Origin of the sequence: Streptomyces sp. NBC_01012 (assembly GCF_045162755.1) — a bacterium.
In the GTDB taxonomy this organism is placed as follows: Bacteria; Actinomycetota; Actinomycetes; order Streptomycetales; family Streptomycetaceae; genus Streptomyces.
On the sequence record NZ_CP108688.1, the window covers coordinates 7,595,030 to 7,612,569 of the forward strand.

Genomic DNA, 17,540 nt, shown 5'->3' on the forward strand with positions numbered 1-17,540 from the left:
ATGCGATATCTTCGGCCGGTGTCCGTAACCGAGAGCGTCCCGCGCCCTGGGGAAGGCGCGGCCCCGGGAGCGGGCCCGCTCCGTGTTCCCGGACGGGACCCGCGTGTGCAGTGGTTCTGGACCGTGGCGGTCATCGTGATCGGAATCCTGACGATCCGGCCGCTCGCATTCAGCGGTTCGGGCCTGGCCGTTGCCGTTCTGCTCGTGGTCAACTCCGCGATTCTGCTGGATCGGCGTCTGCCCGGGAACAGGAACAAGGCCGCCGGGCGCCTTCCCCTGGTCTGGCCGGCGCTGAGCATCCTGGCGGCGGCCGGCCTGATCGGGGTCAGTCGCAGCGGGACGACGTACCTCTTCGCCTTCTTCCTCGTCGGACACCTCGGGCACCGGTTCGACACCAGGCCGGCCCTCGCTCTCGCGGGTCTCAGCAGTCTGCTCTGCGGCGGCGTCCTGTTCTTCCGTCTCGGGCCCGGGTACCACGACTTGCCCTGGGCCCTCGGTCTCGCCACGGGCCTCCCGGTCCTGCTCGGCATCGTCAACCGCAGTCGGCACCGGGCCGTGGAGGCGGCGATCGAGGCCGCCGAATCGGCCGAGCGCGCCGCCCGGGCCGAGGCGCGGACCGCCGTGCTGACCGAGCGCAGCCGGATCGCGCGTGATGTGCACGATGTCCTGGCGCACTCGCTGGCCGGGATCAACATGCAGTTGGAGCTGGCCGACGCGTTGCTCGACACGGGGGACCTGGAGAAGGTCAGGGAGGCCAACGGCAAGGCCCACGGTCTGGTCAAGGAGAGCCTGAAACAGGCGCAGTGGACCGTGCACGCGTTGCGCGAGGACGCCCTGCCGCTGCTGGAGACCCTGACGGCGATGCTCGAGTCGTCGGGTCACCGTGAGGTCCTCACCGTCACCGGGATCGTTCGTGAGGTGCCCGCCGGAGTGACCCAGAATCTGCTGCGGATCGCCCAGGAGGCGTTGACCAACGCCGCTCGGCACGCGCCCGGGGGAGAAGTCCGGGTGGAGCTGAGGTTCGCGTCCGCATCGACCACACTGAGGATCCGTAACGGCGCCGCAACCCGTGCGGTGAACGCGGGCGTCGGCAGCGGGATGGGGCTGATCGGAATGCGTGAACGTGTCGCCCTGCTGGGCGGAAGCGTCAGCGCGCGCCCCCTCACCGAGGGACCGGACGAGGGCGGCTGGCAGGTGGAGGCAGTGATACCGGGATGAGTGAACCGACCCAGAGTGCCCAGCGGTTGAGGGTGGTCGTCGCCGACGATCAGGCCGCCGTCCGGGAGCCGCTCGCCGCGGTCCTCGGACTGTCCGAGGGCATCGATGTCGTCGCGACCGCGGCCGATGGCGGCGAGGTGCTGACGGCTGCTGCCGCCGGGCCGGTGGACGTGGTGCTGATGGACCTGAGGATGCCCGTGATGGACGGGATCGAAGCGACCCGCCGGCTGAGCGAGGAGTATCCGGAGGTGGCGGTGGTCGTGTTGACCACCTTCGCCGACGACGACTCGATCCTGGGTGCCCTGGGCGCGGGGGCTCGTGGTTATCTGACGAAGAACGCGGGACGCCAGGACATCACCCGGGCGATCCGGGCCGCAGGTGCGGGGCAGTCCGTGCTCGACCGCGAGGTCCAGGACCGGTTGCTCGCCACCGTCAGGACCAAGGCGCCCGTCGGGGGACGGGCTCTGCCGGGCAACCTCACACCCCGCGAACGTGAGGTGCTCGCGCTGATCGGCCAGGGCATGCCCAACCGGGGGATCGCCGAGAAGCTCTTCATCAGTGAGGCCACGGTCAAGACCCACATCAACAACCTGTTCGCCAAGGCGGGGATCCGGGACCGGGCCGACGCCGTCCGCCGCGCCATCGAAGCAGGACTGGCCTGACGGCGCGGCCGACGCCGCAGGGCCGTGCGGGCCCGGCGACGGGCGGTGCCCGTCCTCACTCGTCGAGGGCCAGCGTCATGCGGTCGAGGTCAGCGAGGAGCTCGGCCAGACGCCCGGCGGGGACGGCGCGGATCATGCGGGCCTCGACGGCGTAGACCGCCGACTGTGCCGCCTTCAGCCGGAGCCTGCCCTCATCGGTGAGATGCGTGGGGCGGGCGCGGCCGGTGGCCACGGTGTCGGGGCGGGCGACCAGGCCGTCGTCCTGCAGACCGCGCAGGACGGTGTTGGCCGACTGCCGGGTGACGAAGGTGGCCCGGGCCAGCTCGGCGTTGGACAGGCCCGGGCGGGCCGCGAGGACCTCCAGACAGGAGTACTGCGGAACGGTCAGGTCGTGACCGCGCAGCACCAGGTCCATAGCGCCTCGCAGAGCGGCATGCGCGCGCTTGAGCCGGTAGCCCACGTGATCGGTCACGTCCTCGGCGGGGTGCGGCGGTTCGATCGGCGGCGTGTCATCCATGTCAGTATTTTGACATAGGCCGGAGCGCCTTCTACGCTCTGTTATGTCAAAGCCCTGACATCGAAGTCCTGGCGTCAGGTCTTCGCGTCAATTCGAGGAGGAACCATGTCCGCCGCCATCGACGGTCCCGACTTCATCGCTCTGCAGGTCCGTGACCTGGAGGCTGCCGCCATGTTCTGCGAGAAGAACCTCGGCCTGCGCCGTGCCGCCGTCTCGCCCCCCGGTGCGGTCGTCTTCGACACCAAGCCCGTGGCGCTGGCCGTGCGTGACCCGCTTCCCGGCACCGACCTGGATGCAGGCCGCCCCGGCCTCGGTGTCGCTCTCTGGTTCCCCACCCCTGACACCCAGGCTCTGCACGACCAGCTCATCGCCAACGACGTCGAGATCCTCACGCCTGTCACCGACAGCCCCTTCGGCCCGATGTTCTCCTTCACCGGTCCCGAGGGCTATGTCCTGACCGTCCACCAGGGCGGCTGACGTGGCCGCGGTCTCCTTCGCCCCGGCCGGTCCGTTCTCCCTCGCCGCCTCCATCCGGTTCCTGGAGGGCTTCACCCCCGCCTCCTACGAGCACACGGCCGAGGCGGTTCTCCGGCTGGCCTTCGTCTCCGACGACGGACGCACCGTGGTCGGAGCCGCGGTCCGGCAGGAGGAGACCACGGACGGCGCCCCCGGCACCCCCGGCCTCGTCCACGCGGAGTGCACCGTCCGTGCCGACGGCCGGACCACCCGGCCCACCGCGGGCTCCGTGGCAGGCCGGGCCGCCGGCGCCCAGATCGCCCGCATCCTCTCCCTCGACGTCGATGCCACCGACTTCCCCGCCCTCGCCGACAAGGACGAGGTCGTCGCCGGTCTCCAGGCCGAGTTCCCGGGACTGCGGCCCGTCCTGTTCCACTCGCCCTACGAGGCCGCCGCCTGGACGATCATCGGCAACCGCATCCGAGAGACCCAGGCCGCAGCCATCAAGGCCCGTCTCGCGCACGAGCACGGCCGGCCCGTCGACGTGGCGGGCCGACGGCTGCACGCCTTTCCCGCCCCCGCCGTGCTGCGCACCCTCGACCACGTCCCCGGTCTCACCGGCCTCAAGATCGGGCGCCTGCACGCACTGGCCGAAGCCACCCTGGACGGGCGCCTCGACGCCGCGGTCCTGCGCGCACAGCCCGCCGAGTCCGCCCTCAGCGACCTGAGACAGCTGCCCGGCATCGGACCGTTCTCCGCCGAGCTCATCCTCATCCGTGGCGCGGGACACCCCGATGTCTTCCCCACCGTGGAGCCCCGCCTCCACCGGGCCATGGCAGCCGCGTACGGCCTCGACGCCTCCACCGCGGACAGCAGCCCCCGACGGCTCGCGGCGCTGGCCGAAGCCTGGCGCCCCTACCGCAGTTGGGTCGCCCTCCTCATGCGTGCCCACGCCGGGAACCGGCCGTGAGAGATCGGTGGCGCCGGAATCCCAGCTGATGCGCTGCGGCCTCCACGGTCTGCGCCAGCAGGACGGCGATCGTCATCGGCCCGACGCCACCAGGAACCGGAGTGATCAACCGGGCACGGGTGCGGGCCGTGTCGAAGTCCACGTCGCCCACATTGCCCGCGTTGTATCCGGCGTCGACCACCACCGCGCCCGGCTTGATGTCCTCGCCCCGGATCAGCCGAGGACGCCCCACGGCGGCGACCACGACGTCCGCCTCCCGGACGGCCTCCGACAGGTCGGCCGTGCGGGAGTGGCAGTACGTCACCGTCGCGTCCTCGGCGAGCAGGAGCATCCCGGCCGGCTTGCCGAGAATCGCGCTACGGCCCACCACGACGGCGTGCTTGCCCGACAGTTCGACGTCGTAGGCCTTCAGCAGCCGCATGATTCCGCCCGGGGTGCACGACACGAAGCCGGGCAGCGCGAAGCTCATCGCGGCGAACGAGCGCATCGTGACGCCGTCGACGTCCTTCTCCGGGGCGATGGCCTCGAACGCCGCTCGCTCGTCGATGTGCGGACCGCAGGGATGCTGGAGCAGGATGCCGTGCACATCCGGATCACCGGACAGATCCGAGAGCGTGTCGACGAGCTCGGCGGTCGTGGTGGCGGCGGGCAGAGCGATGTGCCGTGACCGGATGCCCGCCTTCGCGCAACGGGCCTGCTTCATACGGACGTACGTGGCCGACGCGGGGTCCTCGCCCACCAGCACCGTGGCCAGACAGGGGCCGGTCCCCGAACTCCGTGAGATCTCCGCCGCTTCGGCCGCGGCCTTCTCGATGATGCGCCGGGCGAGGCCGGTGCCGTCCATGAGCTGGGCTGTTCGAGTCGTGGACATGATGCCCTCCAGGCGTGGCTGACTGCTCGCCCAGGCGCACGGCAACGACATCTCGTCAGACCGCTCCCCGGTGGTGCTCCACCTCAGCGCCAGTCACGGCCTGTACCCCAGCCTACTGGGCGAAGCCCTGCACCTCGGCGTACTTCGCGACTCCGCCGGTCACCGGGCGCCCGGCACGGATGTCCTCCGCCGCGCCCACCGCCGCCCCCAGCGCCGCCCGGTAGAGCAGCGAGCCGAGGCTGACACGGCGTACGCCCAGGGCGCCGAGTTCCGCCACGCCCGGGCCCGAAGGCGAGTACAGGATGTTCAGCGGTACGTCGAGGAACCGCACCAGGGCGGAGATCCCCGCCGGGTCGGACAGACCGGGGACGAAGACGCCGTCGGCGCCGGCCCGGATGTAGGCGTCGAGCCGGGCCGTGGTCTCGTCCTGCTGGGTGCGCAGCCAGTGGGTGTCCGTGCGGGCGTTGACGAAGAGGTCGGGCACGGCCGCCTTGACCGCCGCGATCTTGGCCGCGTGCACCGGGACGGGGCTGAGCGTTCCATCGCCCCTGCCGTCCTCCAGATTGATGCCCACAGCACCGGCGGCGGCCAGCCGGACGGCCAGCTCCGCCACCTTCGCCGGGTCGTCGCTGAAACCGCCCTCGGCGTCCACGGACAGCAGGAACCCCCGATGGCCCAGGAGCTGTGCCAGCCGAAGAGTCTCCTCCTCGGCCACCCCCGCACCGTCGGGCAGCCCGGCCGCGGCGGCCACGCCCAGGCTGGTCGTCCCGATCGCGGGAAAGCCCCGTGCGGCGAGGGCCGCGGCGGACGCGTGGTCCCAGGCATTGGGCAGCAGCAACGGCGTCCCGGTGTGGTGCAGTGCGTGGAAACTGGTCATGGCGCCAGGCTAGGACCCGCATGGTTCGGCGCCGGCCGAACCATGCGGGCGGGAATCCTCGGCGTGGGTCAGGGCTGCCAGGTGAACGTCGCCACCGCACCCGCCGGAAGCGTGTACGTCAGCGAACGGCCGTCGTCCGTGAGGGAGAACTCCTGATCGGACGTGCCCGTGTTCACGGCGTACAGGACGCGTTCGCCGTCCGGATTCTGGAAGGCGACGTTCTGGATCGTGCCGTCGGCCGTGGAGCCGATCCGGTCCGCGCCGACGTCCACGAACTTCGACAGATGTCCGAGGGTGTAGTACTCGGCGTTGGGTGTGACGTCGCCGCCCGCGATCTCCACCACACCGTTGCAGCGGGTCGAGCAGTTGCCCTGGTGGGGGCCGCCGTTCTGGTCGAGGGCCAGATTCCAGTCGACGACCGTCTCACCGCCCGAGCGCATGTTCCGCACGACCAGGTTCTCGGCGTGCCACCGCAGGGTGTCCTCGAAGGTGTTCGCGGTGTTCTCGGAGTCGGAACCCGAGCACTCCGTGAAGAAGACGCGCTTTCCCGCGTCGCGGACCTGCTGCTGCGCCTCGGGGGTGCCTCCGTAGCAGTGGAAGGCCGCGCCGATCAGACGGTTCATCCCGGACGTCCTGCTGAAGACGTCCAGCGGATAGTCGGGGTGGTCCCAGTTGTGGTCGTAGGCCAGGAGGTTGGTGTCCAGATCGTTCTCCGTGAGGGTCTCGTCCAGGACCTTCAGGAAGTCCGCCTGCTCGGACGAGGTCATCGCCATGGAGGGATAGGTCGCCTCGAACTCGGGCTCGTTCTGGGCGGTGAGGTCGGTGAGCTCGATCCCCTCCGCTCCGTACGCCTCGACGGCCTTGACCAGGTAGTCGGCGTAGTCCTGGTAGTGGGCGGGGTCGAGCTTGCCGCCCTTGAGATCGTTGCCGGTCTTCATCCAGGCAGGGGCGGACCAGGGTGTCCCCATGAACCGGATCGAGGAGTTGACCGCCTGGGCCTGCTTGATCACCGGGATGGTCTCCTGCCTGTCCCGGTCGATGGAGAAGGCCCCTGGGGTGTCCTCGTACGTCGTGAAGCCAGGTTCGGCGTTGAAATCACTGCTGCCGAGCGGCTGGCGCAGATAGTTCAGGCCGATGCCGTCCCCTTCCCGGGAGAAGAGCGACCTGAGCAGGGAGTCCCTGGTGTCCGAGGGAAGCTGCTGGATCAGATGGGCCGACGCCTCCGTCACGGAGGCACCCGCGCCGGTGAACTTCTGTCCGGTGTCCCCGGCGTCGATCCTGATGTCCGTCGACTGCGGGCTGCCGGTGAAGGCGGCGGTGCCGTCGTCCTTGAGCTTGCTGGTGCCGTCCGGCGTGGTGATCCAGACATGGGCCGCATCGTCGGCGGCCACACCGGGGGGTGTGCTGTGGGCGCCGTAGGCGATGCCCGTGCAGGTGAGGGTCAGAACGGCCGCCGCGACGGCGGTCCTCGTGGCTCTCGCCCGGGCGCGACTGTGTGCGGGTGCTGTCATCTTGCGGCTCCTTCGACTGCGGTGGGGCGCGTACGTGATGTGCCGCCGGCTCCTCTCGTGCGGTGGTTGCCTGAGTGGGTCACGGGCGGCATACAAGCACGCTTACTGAGTACTTAGTAAGTGGTTGTGCGGAACTTCTTCTGCATCGATCACGTCCGGCCTAGACTCCGGCAGGTGAGCACCGAAAAGACGGCGACGTCCGCACCTCGAACCGGTCGGCGCAGCCGCCGGGAACGCAGCCCCGCCGCCCAGGAACGTCACGACGAGATCCTCGGCATCGCGATGGAGACCTTCGCGGCCCGGGGCTACGGCAAGGCATCCCTCGCCGAGATCGCCGACCGCGCGGGCCTGACCCAGGCCGGGGTCCTGCACTACTTCCACTCCAAGGCCAACCTGCTGACCGAGGTCCTCGACCTGCGGGACGCCACCGACATCGCCGACCTGGGCCCGGACCGGCCGCGCGGCCTGACCTTCCTCCGGCATCTGGTGGACACGGTCCGCCACAACGCCGAGCGCGAGGGCATCGTCCGCCTCTACGCGGTGCTCTCGGCGGAGAGCGTCACCGACGACCACCCCGCGCAGGCGTATTTCCGTAACCGCTACGCCGGCCTGCGTGAATTCGTCGCCGAGGCGCTGACGGAGGCCTGCGCACTGGGCGAGGTGCGCCAGGACCTGGATGTCATCGGTGCCGCGAACGCGATCGTCGCCGTGATGGACGGCTTGCAGGTGCAGTGGCTGCTCGACCCGGATGCCGTGGACATGGCGGCATCGACGGAGTGCGTGATCGAAGCGCTGGTGGGGAGGCTGCGGGCCTAGGGCATTTCGTACGTGGTTTCGCGCAGGGCGACGGTGTTCCCGCGGCGGGCCAGCAGCCAGTAGAGGACCGCCGGGACGACCAGGCCGACGATCCAGGAGATGTCCGCGCCGCCCAGCGGATCCGCCAGCGGGCCCGTGTAGAAGTGCGTCACGAGGAACGGGAGCTGCGCGAGGATCCCCACCCCGTAGACCGTGAGGGCGTCCCAGCGCCAGGCGCCGTAGCGGCCATCGGGGTCCGTCAGTGCCGGTATGTCGTACCGCTCCCGGGAGATCAGGTAGTAGTCGACCAGGTTGATCGCCGACCACGGGGTGAAGAACGTCAGCAGGAACAGCAGGAAGTCCTTGAAGGACGTCAGGAAGGTGTCCTTGCCCAGCAGGGCGACCACCGTGCCGGCCACCATGATCAGGGTGATGTACGCGGTCCTGCCGCGCGCCGACAGGGTCCTCTGCCCGCGGAACCCGCTGACGCTGGTCACCAACGACATGAAGCCGCCGTAGGTGTTGAGCACGTTGATGGTCAGCTTGCCGAGCGCGATCACGAAGTACAGGAACGAGGCGATCAGGCCCGTGCCGCCCAGGCCGACCACGTATCCCACCTGGTTGTCGAGGAACGCGTCCCCCGCACTCGCCGCCACGAGCACCCCGAAGGTCATCGACCACTGCGAGCCGACCGCCGACCCGGACAGGGTCCACCAGAACGTCGCGCGCCCCGACGTCGAACGCGGCAGATAGCGCGAGTAGTCCGCGACGTACGGCCCGAAGGCGAGCTGCCAGGACGCCGAGAGCGACACGGCGAGCAGGAACATCGGCAGGTCGAAGTGGGCGTCACCGAGCAGCGCCGAAAGATCCACGCGGTCCAGCAGCCGGATGCCCAGGTAGACGAAGGCGAGGGCGCAGACCACGCCCGCCACCCGTCCCAGGGCGTGGATCAGGCGGTAGCCGACCGCCGCAGTCACAGCGGTGATGACCGCGAAGACGATGATTCCGGTGGTGTCGCTCGTGTGCGTGAGCTCGGCGGTCGCCTGGCCGGCGAGGACGCTGCCGCTCGCGAAGAAGCCCACGTACATGAGGATGACCAGGAGGAGGGGCACGATCGCGCCGCGTACCCCGAACTGGGCGCGGGACTGGATCATCTGGGGCAGCCCGAGCTTCGGCCCCTGCGCGGAGTGCAGGGCCATGACGGCGCCGCCCAGCAGATTGCCCAGCAGCAGACCGGCCGCGGACCACACCACGTCGCCGCCGAAGACGACGGCGAGCGCGCCCGTGACGACCGCGGTGATCTGGAGGTTGGCGCCGAGCCAGAGGGTGAACTGACTGAACGCGGTCCCGTGTCGTTCGTCGTCCGGGACGACGTCGATGGAGCGCCGCTCCACCAGGTCTTCAGCTGCCATGACTCGGCTCCCTGGCCTCTCGGTGTGTCCCGCCGCCCGGCCGGGCGGCGGCTACTTCTTGATCCCGTGCCGTGCGGCCCAGTCGTGCGCGACGTCCTCGGGGTCCTTCTTGTCCTTGTCCACCAGACGGTTGAGCTCGGTGAGGTCCTTGGTCGTCAGTGCGTTGCCCAGGCGGGCGAGTGCCGCGCGCACCGTCGAGTCGGCCTTGCGGTCGGCGATGAGAGGCACCACGCGCTGGCCGGGGACGAGGTTCTTGGGGTCGGTGAGCACGACCCACTTCTCGGCGACGATGTCGGTGTCGGTGGTGAAGAGGTTCGCGACATCGACGTCCCCCTTCTTCAGGGCGCCCTTGACCAGCGGTCCCGAGGAGTCGAGTGACTTGAACTCCTTGAACTCCACGCCGTACACGTCCTTGAGGCCCACCGCGCCCACGGTGCGCTTCTTGACCTCGGGCGCCGCGCCGATGATCAGCTTGCCGTTGTGCCGCGCGAGGTCCGCGAGTGAGCTCAGCCCGTACGTGTCGGCCGTCTCCCGGGTGACGACGAAGGCGTCGGAGTCCTCGGCCGTGCCGTAGGGAAGGATCTGCAGGCCGGGCGGCAGGACCATGGCGAGGGCGTTCTGCATCTCGCCCTCCTCGGTCGCCGTGGCCTTGGGGTCGAGGTAGTGCAGCAGCGCGCCCTGGTATTCGGGCAGGAGGTCGATGTCGCCGCCCTTGAGGGCGGGGATGAGGATCTCGCGGGTGCCGAGGTTGGGGCGGACCGTGGTCTTCACCCCGGCCGCTTCGAGCGCTGCGGCGTAGAGGTGTCCCAGCACCTGGTTCTCGGTGAAGTTGGCGGTGCCGATGGTGACGCCGCCCTCGCTGGAGCCCGCGCCACCGCCGCCGGATCCCTGCCCGTCGAGTGAGGTGATGCCGCTGCTGCAGGAGGCGAGCGCGGGGACGGATGCGGCGGCGAGGAGCCCGCCGAGGAGAGTTCTGCGGTTCATGGTGCGTACTCCTAGGCAGGCGTGGCCGGGCGGTGGCGGAAAAGGACGCGCTGGAGCGCGGAGAGCGCGAGATCGAGGACGACGGCGACGACCGCCACGAGCACGGCGCCGCCGAGCACCTGCACCAGGTCGCGCTGGGCTAGCCCGTCGAAGACGTACCGTCCGAGCCCGCCGAAGGAGACGTACGCGGCGATGGTGGCCGTCGCGACGACCTGGATGAGCGCGAGCCTCAGCCCGGTCGTGATCAGGGGAAGCGCGAGAGGCAACTCGACCTGGAGGAGGACCTGGTGCCAGCGCATCCCCTGGCCGCGTGCGGCGTCCCGCACCTCGGGGTCGACGGCCGTCATCCCGGCGTACGTGTTGGTGACGATGGAGGGAACGGCCAGCGCCACGAGGGCGATGTAGACGGGCCACATCGACAGGCCGCTGGCGAGGAAGACCAGGACCACGAGTCCGACCGTGGGCAGTGCGCGTCCGAAGCCGGCGAGATTGATGGCGAGGAAGGCGCCGCGTCCGGTGTGCCCGATGAGCAGTCCGACCGGCAGTGCGATGGCGGCGGCGATGAGGGTGGCGAGCAGCGAGTACTGGAGGTGCTCGGCGAGGCGGTGCCCGATGCCGTCGGGGCCGGCCCACTGCTCGCCGCTGACGAGCCAGGAGCCGAGGCCCTTGAAGAGTTCGTACATGAGGTCAGGCCCTCTGCTTCTGCCGACGGGTCCAGGGAGTCAGGACGTACTGGAGGGTGACCAGCAGCGCGTCCGCGACGAGTGCGAGGAGCAGCGTCAGGACGACGCCGACGATGACGGGGGTGGGGAAGTTGCGCTGGAACCCGTCCGTGAAGAGCTGCCCGAGTCCGCCGTCGCCGATGTATGTGGCCACGGAGACGAGGGAGATGGCCATCACCGTCGCGATTCGCACGCCCGCCATGATCACGGGCAGCGCGAGGGGCAGTTCGACGGTGAGCAGGGTGCGCAGCGGCCGGGAGCCCATGGCCCTGGCGGCCTCCTTGGTCCGGGCGGGGACGGAGTCCAGACCTTCGACGGTGTTCCGCAGGAGCACCACGAGCGTGTAGATGGTCAGGCCGATGACGGTGGTGGTGCGGGTGAGCCCGCTGACCGGCAGGAGGAGCACGAAGACGGCGATGGACGGGATGGTGAACAGGATGTTCGACAGGCCCAGGAGGAGTCCGCGCAGCGCGTGTACCCGGTGGGCGACCACGGCCAGGGGGAGCGAGACGACCAGGCCGAGGAGTACGGCGGTGAGGGCGGCCTGGAGATGGGAGAGGGCCAGGGTGGTGAGATCGCCGGCGTGGTCGGATATCCACGACCAGTCGACGGTCATGCGACCACCTTGCTCGCCGCGCTGTGTACCTGCCCCGCGTGGTCGTGGATGTCCTCGCGGGACGTCACGCCCGTGAGGACGCCGTCCGTGTCGACCCGTGCGACCAGGCCGCTCGGTGCGGCGATCGACTCGTTGAGCGCGGAGAGCAGCGAGTCCGTGTCCCGGAGCGGCCGGACCGGGGTCCGGGTGTCCGTCTCGCTGTCGCGCCAGGCCAGCGGCTTGCGGGCGGAGTCGAGGACCAGTCGCCAGCGGGTGCCTTCGGGGGCGGGGCCCTGAGGGGCATCGGCGAGCGTCGACAAGGACAGCAGCTTCAGACCGCGCTCCGCGCCCAGGAAGTCCGCGACGAACGCGTCCGAGGGCCGGGCGAGCAGTTCGGCCGGGGCCGCGCACTGGACGAGATGGCCACCGGTGCGGAAGACGGCTATGCGGTCACCGAGTCGTACCGCCTCGTCGATGTCATGGGTGACGAATACGATCGTCTTGCTCAACTCCCGCTGAAGTCTGAGTAGTTCGTCCTGGAGCTGGGTGCGGACCACCGGGTCGACGGCGCCGAACGGCTCGTCCATCAGAAGCACCGGCGGGTCGGCGGCGAGAGCGCGGGCCACACCGACCCGCTGCTGCTGGCCGCCCGAGAGCTGGTGGGGATAGCGCTTGCCCGCGTCGGCGGCGAGGCCGACCGTCTCCAGGAGCTCCGCCGCCCGCGTACGCGCCTTCCTGCGGCCCCAGCCGAGGAGCAGCGGCACGGTCGCGATGTTGTCGAGGACGGTGCGGTGCGGGAAGAGGCCGGACTGCTGGATGACGTAGCCGATCGAGCGGCGCAGCTCGGCGGCGTCCTGTTCCAGGACGTCCCTGCCGTTGACCCTGATGGTCCCGGAAGTCGGATCGACCATCCGGTTGATCATGCGGAGTGTCGTCGTCTTGCCGCAACCGGAGGATCCGACGAGGACGGTCACGCCCCCTTCCGGCATCTCAAGGGTGAGGTCGTGCACCGCGGTTGTGCCGTTGGGGAAGCGCTTGTGGGCCTTGTCGAATTGGATCATGAGGAGTCCCTTGCCCGGCTGCATATCATCATGCAGAGTTCTCGGTGACTGAATAGATTGTCAATAGGTCGTCGCCACTCAGGCGTAAATCCCTGGTTACGAGTGGTCGTCGTGCATGACAGAGCGCCTGATCGAGGAGGAATCACCACTGATGTCGTCTCGAATCGCGGACGAGGTCGTCGGCGGCACCGGCGCGACCGTCGTCCTGGACGGCTGCGGACTGATGGTCGCAGATGTCGTACGCCTGGCCGAATCCACCGCAAGGCCCGTTCCGGCAGCCGACGGGATGAAGCGGGTGGAGACCTCGTGGAACGCCGCCCGGGAAATCGCCTCATGGGGCCGCGTCTACGGTCGTTCCACCGGAGTGGGCGCCAACCGGAACGAGTCGGTGCCGACCGAGGCGGCCGCCGACCACGGCCTGCGGCTGCTGCGGAGCCACGCCGGCGCGATCGGCGCGGAACTGCCCGCACGACAGGTCCGCGCCATGCTCGCGGTCCGGGCCAACCAGCTGCTCGCGGGCGGTGCGGGCGCGCGCCCGACCGTCGTCACGGCGCTCTGCGACGCCCTGGAGGCGGGCGCGTACCCGAAGGTCAACGAATTCGGCTCGGTCGGCACCGGCGACATCGCGGCGCTCGCACAGATGGGCCTCGCGCTCGCGGGCGAGCATCCCTGGCAGGGCGAGGGACGGGCCCCGGACCCGCAACCCCTCGACAACAACGACGCCCTAGCCCTCATCAGCAGCAACGCCCTCACCCTCGGCCAGTCCGCGCTCGCCGTGCACGAGCTGCGCGGTCTGATCGAGGCCACCCAGGTGGTGGCGGCGCTTTCCCTGATGGCGACCGACGGTTCGTACGAGGCGTACGCGCTGCCCGTGCACGAGGCACGGCGGCACGCCGGGTCCTACGCCGTAGCGGAACGCATGCGGACACTACTGGGTGCGCCCGACCGCCCCACGCCGCCACTCGGCAGGATCCAGGACCCGTACGGCTTCCGCTGTGTGCCGCAGATCCATGGGCCGGCGCACGACGCTGCGGACGCGCTCGACGACGTCCTGGCGGTCGAGATCAATGCGGCGGCGGAGAACCCGCTGATCTCGGCTGACGACATGGCGGCCTATCACCACGGCGGCTTCTACCTTGCTCAACTCGCCCTGTCGTTGGACCACTTCAGGCTGGCGGTGGCACAGGTGGCGCGCCTGTCGACCTCGCGTCTCTCGACATTGAACGAGCCGGGCTTCACCCGTCTGCGGCCATTCCTCGCGGACGGCGAACCGGCCTCGTCGGGCGTGATGATCCTCGAATACGCGGCCGGTGCGGCGCTCGGCGACCTGAGGGCCTTCTCCGCACCCGCTTCACTGGGCCACGCCGTGCTCTCGCGGGGCGTCGAGGAGCAGGCCAGCTTCGCCTCGCTGGCGGCGCGTCAGACACTGCGGGCCTGCGAGGCGTTCCGGCTCGTCGTGGGATGCGAACTCGTCGCAACCGTACGGGCGTTGAGGCAGCGGGACATGCGTCTGGACCCCGCGCTGCCCGTCGGCCGCGCCTTCGAACTGGCGGACTCGGTGCTCGACGTCGATCTGGCGGACCGGCCGTTGACGGACGATGTGACGGTGGCTGCCGGGCTGCTCGACCGCTTCAGCGAGCTCCGGCTGAGCCTCGGCTCCGGAGGTGGGACGGCGTTCGACGGTCTGGGTGCGGTGCGGCGTTGACGTTCATCCACCGCGCGGTCCAGCTTCCGTCTCCGTCCACGGCCAGGGTGGTTCCGGTGACGTGATGTGCGGCGCTGGGATCCGTACGGAAGCGGCCAGGCGCCAGGGTGTTGGCGCGCACATTGCGGTCGGCCCCGGGGAACGCGGTGCGCAAGCCGCTGCCCTAGCGGCGGAGTGTGGCGACCGCCTCGTCGAAGAGTCGCACGGGATCGTCCGCCCCACCGGAGCGGTACCACGCGTCGACGGCCGCGTCGACGCAGGCAAGCGCGGCAGCGACGAACGCCAGGGCTCTGGGGTCGGCCTCGGTGGACGCGGGCAGGCCCAGGCGGCGCTGAATCTCGGGGGCGAGCAGCTGCTGCCAGCGCAGGTGCTTCTCCAGATGCCGGGCGCGGAGCGAGGGCGCCTCGTGGTGGAGGCCGGCGAGGGTCAGCCGCTCCGCCGGGTCGCCCCCTACTTGGCCGAGGATCAGCAGGGCTCCCCGGATGGCCTCCCAGGCCGACTCGCCTTCCGGCCGGGCCTCGAGTTCGGCTCGCACCGACTCGCCCAGCGCGTCGGTGTCGCCCAGGACGAGATCTTCCTTGCTTCCGAAGTAGTGGAAGAAGGAGCGGCGCGAGATGCCGACCGCTGCGGCGATCTGGTCGATCGTCGTCGCCTCGAAGCCGTTCTCCGCGAAGAGCTGGATGGCGGTGGCGGCGATCTCCGCGCGTGCCGCGCGGCGCGCACGCTCTCGAAGCGTGGGGGTGTCGGCCATGCACCCACCCTACAAGCGTGCACTTGATGTGCCATCTTGCACTGAGTGCAAAAGTCAGCCTACAGTGCAGAAATGACTCCGATCGACTTCTCCGGCCAGACCACGATCGTCACCGGTGCCAGCTCCGGCATAGGCGCCGCCTTCGCCCGCGAACTCGCCCGCCGCGGCTCCGACGTCGTCCTCGTCGCACGACGACGGGACCGTCTGGAGGCACTCGCCTCCGAATTGCGGGCGCGACACGGGGTGCGGACCACCGCGATCTCCCTCGACCTGAGCGAGCCGGGCGCGGGCCGACGGCTGGCCGCCGACCTGGCCCAGCGGGGCATCGCCGTCGACGGCCTGGTGAACAACGCCGGGTTCGGCACCGACGGCGCCTTTCACCAGGAGGACCCCGACCGCCTCACCGACGAGATCAACGTGGATGTCGCCAACCTCGTCGATCTCACCCGCGCCTTCATCGAGCCGCTGCGCACCTCCGGCCGGGGCATCCTCGTCAACCTGGCGAGCATGGCCGCCTACACGCCCACTCCCGCGATGGCGGTCTACGCCGCCTGCAAGGCATTCGTCCTCAGCTTCACCGAGGCGCTCTGGTACGAATCACGCGGCACCGGCCTGCGCGTGCTCTCCTTCGCTCCGGGCCTCACCCGCACCGAGTTCTTCGACGCTCTGGGCGGTGGGGCGTACCGGGGCAGATACCAGACCCCCGAGCAGGCGGTCGCGACCGCGATGAGAGCACTCGACCGCGGCCGCCGGCCCAGTGTGCAGTCGGGCCGTGTGAACGCGCTGGCAGTGAGGCTGCCGCGCCTCTTCACCCGCCGACGCGCCGCCCTGCTCAGCGGGATGATCTCAGCGCGCTCCTCCGGACTCGTAACAGCGGCCACCTGACCCGTCCTGCCGGTCCAGTGGCTCCGCCCGTGAGCTCCGTCGGCCCCTAGGGTGTGTCGTCAAACTGTCGCCTGCCGCGCCGCCCTTCGGGCGACGACGGCAGTTTTGACGACCCCTAGTCGCCGGTCGTGCCGTCCAGCATCTCGCGCAGGATGTCCAGGTGCCCGTTGTGGCGGGCCGTCTCCTCGGTGAGGTGGAGCAGGATCCAGCGCAGGTCGACATGGAGATCGCCACGCACGGCCCGCTGGGCCGGCTTGTCCAGGTCGTTGCCGACGGCCAGTTCGCGGTAGCGGGCGCTCTGTTCGGCGTATTCGTCGAGCAACTGCGTGAGCGGGAAGTCGACGGCGATACGCATCTCGCGGTCGGGGTCCTCGTCGGTCCAGGGCCCGTGGTCTTCCTCACCGAGGAACACCACCTGGAACCAGTGGTACTCGACCCAGCGGAGATGGTTGATCACTCCGCTCATGGTCATCAGCGGCGACCCCGGCAGGAGCGCCTTGCGGGCGTTCTCCGCGGAGACGCCGTCGCACTTGGCGCGGGCGGTGTCACGTGCGTAGTCGAGAAACGTGGTGAGCTGGGTGCGCTCGTCCCACGCGTGCGGCGTGTCGTCGATTCTTGTCATCGCGTGAAGCCTCCCCGATCACCGCGAGCCATGTCGAGGCAATTAACGTCGGCGGGAGTCGAGCTGTTCGGTCAGCCGCTCCAGTTCGGCCGCCGTGGAAGGTGAGAGGTCGCTGAGTCCGCTGTTCACAGCCGTCGGGCTCTTCAGGAAGCGCTGGAGTGCGGCCACGAGGAGCCCTTGCGGCAGTGCCCGCAATGCGGCGAACGCGCGAGGTACCGGCGGTGTCTCCATCGCGGCGAGGTTCTCTCGCATGAGGTGGAGCATGCCGCGTACCGCGTCCGGGGTGCCGGCCAGCGCCACCGGGCCGGCAGCGGCGTGCACCGCCCGACCGAGCGGGACCTCGAACGCGGCGTGCGTACGGAGCCATGTATCCATCTGCGGCTCGGCCTTGGCGTTGATCCCAGCGGCACGGAACGTCTCCACGATCCGCTCCAGCCGCGGGGTGGTGCGGCCGTCGGGCTCGCCGATCGGCATCGCGACCCGGCGGGTGATGACATTGGTCTTGCGGTAACGGACCACGTCGCCGTCCATCGTGCCGCCGAACGCGGGGAAGCCGAGCAGCACCCGCTCGTCGCCGATCGCCGCACCCAGCGCCTTGGGGCCGGCTGCCCAGTTGAGCAGGAACAGCACGTCACCTTGGACGCCGACGAGAGACTCCAGCACCGCGTCCACCTGGTGGGTGCGGACGAAGACGGTGATCAGGTCGTACCTGTCGTCCGGATGCGCTGTCACCGGTACCGGCACCTGCCTGACAGGGGCGTCCTCCTCGGCCATCTGTACTCCCAACCGGCGCAGTGCGGTCAGGCGTTCGCCCCGGGCGAGGAGCGAGACGTCGTGTCCGGCCTCGTGCATGCGGGCGGCGAACAGACTGCCGCAGACCCCGGCGCCGTACACGAGCAGCTTCATGACAGTCTCCCTCAAACGCT

18 protein-coding genes, 1 pseudogene and 1 riboswitch are annotated in these 17,540 nt (G+C 70.0%); of the genes and pseudogenes, 7 read left to right on the forward strand and 12 right to left on the reverse strand.

Annotated features, from left to right (window positions below):
- The gene (locus OG623_RS33885) at window positions 1–1,218 is read left to right on the forward strand and encodes a sensor histidine kinase (RefSeq protein WP_406151434.1); all 1,218 of its coding nucleotides are present in this window, start codon (window positions 1–3) and stop codon (window positions 1,216–1,218) included.
- Window positions 1,215–1,880 (forward strand): response regulator, encoded by a 666-nt coding sequence (locus OG623_RS33890; RefSeq protein ID WP_406151435.1) that lies wholly within the window; start codon window positions 1,215–1,217, stop codon window positions 1,878–1,880. The genes OG623_RS33885 and OG623_RS33890 overlap by 4 nt, the downstream gene beginning before the upstream one ends.
- Before the next feature lie 55 nt (window positions 1,881–1,935).
- Here the strand turns inward: OG623_RS33890 and OG623_RS33895 are convergent, their stop codons facing one another.
- The gene (locus OG623_RS33895; RefSeq protein WP_406151436.1) at window positions 1,936–2,397 is read right to left on the reverse strand and encodes a MarR family winged helix-turn-helix transcriptional regulator; all 462 of its coding nucleotides are present in this window, start codon (window positions 2,395–2,397) and stop codon (window positions 1,936–1,938) included.
- 105 nt (window positions 2,398–2,502) lie between these two features.
- On the opposite strand from OG623_RS33895, the gene OG623_RS33900 reads away from it, so the two are divergent.
- The gene (locus OG623_RS33900; protein ID WP_406151437.1) at window positions 2,503–2,874 is read left to right on the forward strand and encodes a VOC family protein; all 372 of its coding nucleotides are present in this window, start codon (window positions 2,503–2,505) and stop codon (window positions 2,872–2,874) included.
- A gap of 1 nt (window position 2,875) precedes the next feature.
- Window positions 2,876–3,823: a DNA-3-methyladenine glycosylase family protein gene (locus OG623_RS33905; protein ID WP_406151438.1), complete on the forward strand. Its 948-nt coding sequence runs from the start codon at window positions 2,876–2,878 to the stop codon at window positions 3,821–3,823.
- Here the strand turns inward: OG623_RS33905 and OG623_RS33910 are convergent.
- From OG623_RS33910 to OG623_RS33920, 3 genes and pseudogenes are all read right to left on the reverse strand, one after another.
- On the reverse strand, window positions 3,792–4,694 hold the full coding sequence (locus OG623_RS33910; RefSeq protein ID WP_406151439.1) for a bifunctional 5,10-methylenetetrahydrofolate dehydrogenase/5,10-methenyltetrahydrofolate cyclohydrolase: 903 nt from the start codon (window positions 4,692–4,694) through the stop codon (window positions 3,792–3,794). The two genes, OG623_RS33905 and OG623_RS33910, sit on opposite strands and share 32 nt — an antisense overlap.
- A 21-nt stretch (window positions 4,695–4,715) precedes the next feature.
- Window positions 4,716–4,801, reverse strand: a riboswitch (ZMP/ZTP riboswitch).
- Window positions 4,802–4,806: 5 nt separating this feature from the next.
- Complete coding sequence (locus OG623_RS33915; RefSeq protein WP_406151440.1) at window positions 4,807–5,571, reverse strand: isocitrate lyase/phosphoenolpyruvate mutase family protein; 765 nt, start codon at window positions 5,569–5,571, stop codon at window positions 4,807–4,809.
- 77 nt (window positions 5,572–5,648) lie between these two features.
- A pseudogene (locus OG623_RS33920) lies at window positions 5,649–7,082 on the reverse strand (glycoside hydrolase family 30 protein); the annotation flags it as partial.
- Window positions 7,083–7,349: 267 nt separating this feature from the next.
- On the opposite strand from OG623_RS33920, the gene OG623_RS33925 reads away from it, so the two are divergent.
- Entirely contained in the window at window positions 7,350–7,898 is a 549-nt protein-coding gene (locus OG623_RS33925) for a TetR family transcriptional regulator C-terminal domain-containing protein (RefSeq protein ID WP_406152119.1), read from the forward strand.
- On the opposite strand, the gene OG623_RS33930 is transcribed toward OG623_RS33925, so the two are convergent.
- Genes OG623_RS33930 through OG623_RS33950 form a run of 5 tightly spaced genes read right to left on the reverse strand, consistent with a single transcriptional unit; the run spans window position 7,895 to window position 12,675 of the window.
- Window positions 7,895–9,289 (reverse strand): purine-cytosine permease family protein, encoded by a 1,395-nt coding sequence (locus OG623_RS33930; protein ID WP_406151442.1) that lies wholly within the window; start codon window positions 9,287–9,289, stop codon window positions 7,895–7,897. The genes OG623_RS33925 and OG623_RS33930 overlap by 4 nt on opposite strands.
- A gap of 51 nt (window positions 9,290–9,340) precedes the next feature.
- Window positions 9,341–10,273 carry an ABC transporter substrate-binding protein gene (locus tag OG623_RS33935; RefSeq protein WP_406151444.1) on the reverse strand — a complete coding sequence of 311 codons (933 nt, stop codon included), beginning with the start codon at window positions 10,271–10,273 and terminating at the stop codon, window positions 9,341–9,343.
- Window positions 10,274–10,284: 11 nt separating this feature from the next.
- The gene (locus tag OG623_RS33940; RefSeq protein ID WP_406151445.1) at window positions 10,285–10,956 is read right to left on the reverse strand and encodes an ABC transporter permease; all 672 of its coding nucleotides are present in this window, start codon (window positions 10,954–10,956) and stop codon (window positions 10,285–10,287) included.
- A 4-nt stretch (window positions 10,957–10,960) separates the two neighbouring features.
- Window positions 10,961–11,611: an ABC transporter permease gene (locus OG623_RS33945; RefSeq protein ID WP_406151447.1), complete on the reverse strand. Its 651-nt coding sequence runs from the start codon at window positions 11,609–11,611 to the stop codon at window positions 10,961–10,963.
- Entirely contained in the window at window positions 11,608–12,675 is a 1,068-nt protein-coding gene (locus tag OG623_RS33950) for an ABC transporter ATP-binding protein (RefSeq protein ID WP_406151448.1), read from the reverse strand. The genes OG623_RS33945 and OG623_RS33950 overlap by 4 nt, the downstream gene beginning before the upstream one ends.
- A gap of 127 nt (window positions 12,676–12,802) precedes the next feature.
- Here OG623_RS33950 and OG623_RS33955 point away from each other — a divergent pair, with 127 nt between their 5' ends.
- Window positions 12,803–14,356 (forward strand): aromatic amino acid ammonia-lyase, encoded by a 1,554-nt coding sequence (locus OG623_RS33955; RefSeq protein ID WP_406151450.1) that lies wholly within the window; start codon window positions 12,803–12,805, stop codon window positions 14,354–14,356.
- 163 nt (window positions 14,357–14,519) lie between these two features.
- Here the strand turns inward: OG623_RS33955 and OG623_RS33960 are convergent, their stop codons facing one another.
- Window positions 14,520–15,107, reverse strand: a complete 588-nt coding sequence (locus OG623_RS33960; RefSeq protein ID WP_406151451.1) for a TetR/AcrR family transcriptional regulator — start codon at window positions 15,105–15,107, stop codon at window positions 14,520–14,522.
- Between the two features lie 72 nt (window positions 15,108–15,179).
- Here OG623_RS33960 and OG623_RS33965 point away from each other — a divergent pair, with 72 nt between their 5' ends.
- Window positions 15,180–15,992 (forward strand): SDR family NAD(P)-dependent oxidoreductase, encoded by an 813-nt coding sequence (locus tag OG623_RS33965; RefSeq protein WP_406151452.1) that lies wholly within the window; start codon window positions 15,180–15,182, stop codon window positions 15,990–15,992.
- A gap of 115 nt (window positions 15,993–16,107) precedes the next feature.
- Here the strand turns inward: OG623_RS33965 and OG623_RS33970 are convergent, their stop codons facing one another.
- Together OG623_RS33970 and OG623_RS33975 are read right to left on the reverse strand one after the other, a co-directional pair.
- Entirely contained in the window at window positions 16,108–16,614 is a 507-nt protein-coding gene (locus OG623_RS33970; protein WP_406151454.1) for a DinB family protein, read from the reverse strand.
- A gap of 42 nt (window positions 16,615–16,656) precedes the next feature.
- Window positions 16,657–17,520, reverse strand: coding sequence for a ketopantoate reductase family protein (locus OG623_RS33975; protein WP_406151456.1), 864 nt, complete (start codon window positions 17,518–17,520; stop codon window positions 16,657–16,659).
- Between the last annotated feature and the right edge of the window lie 20 nt (window positions 17,521–17,540).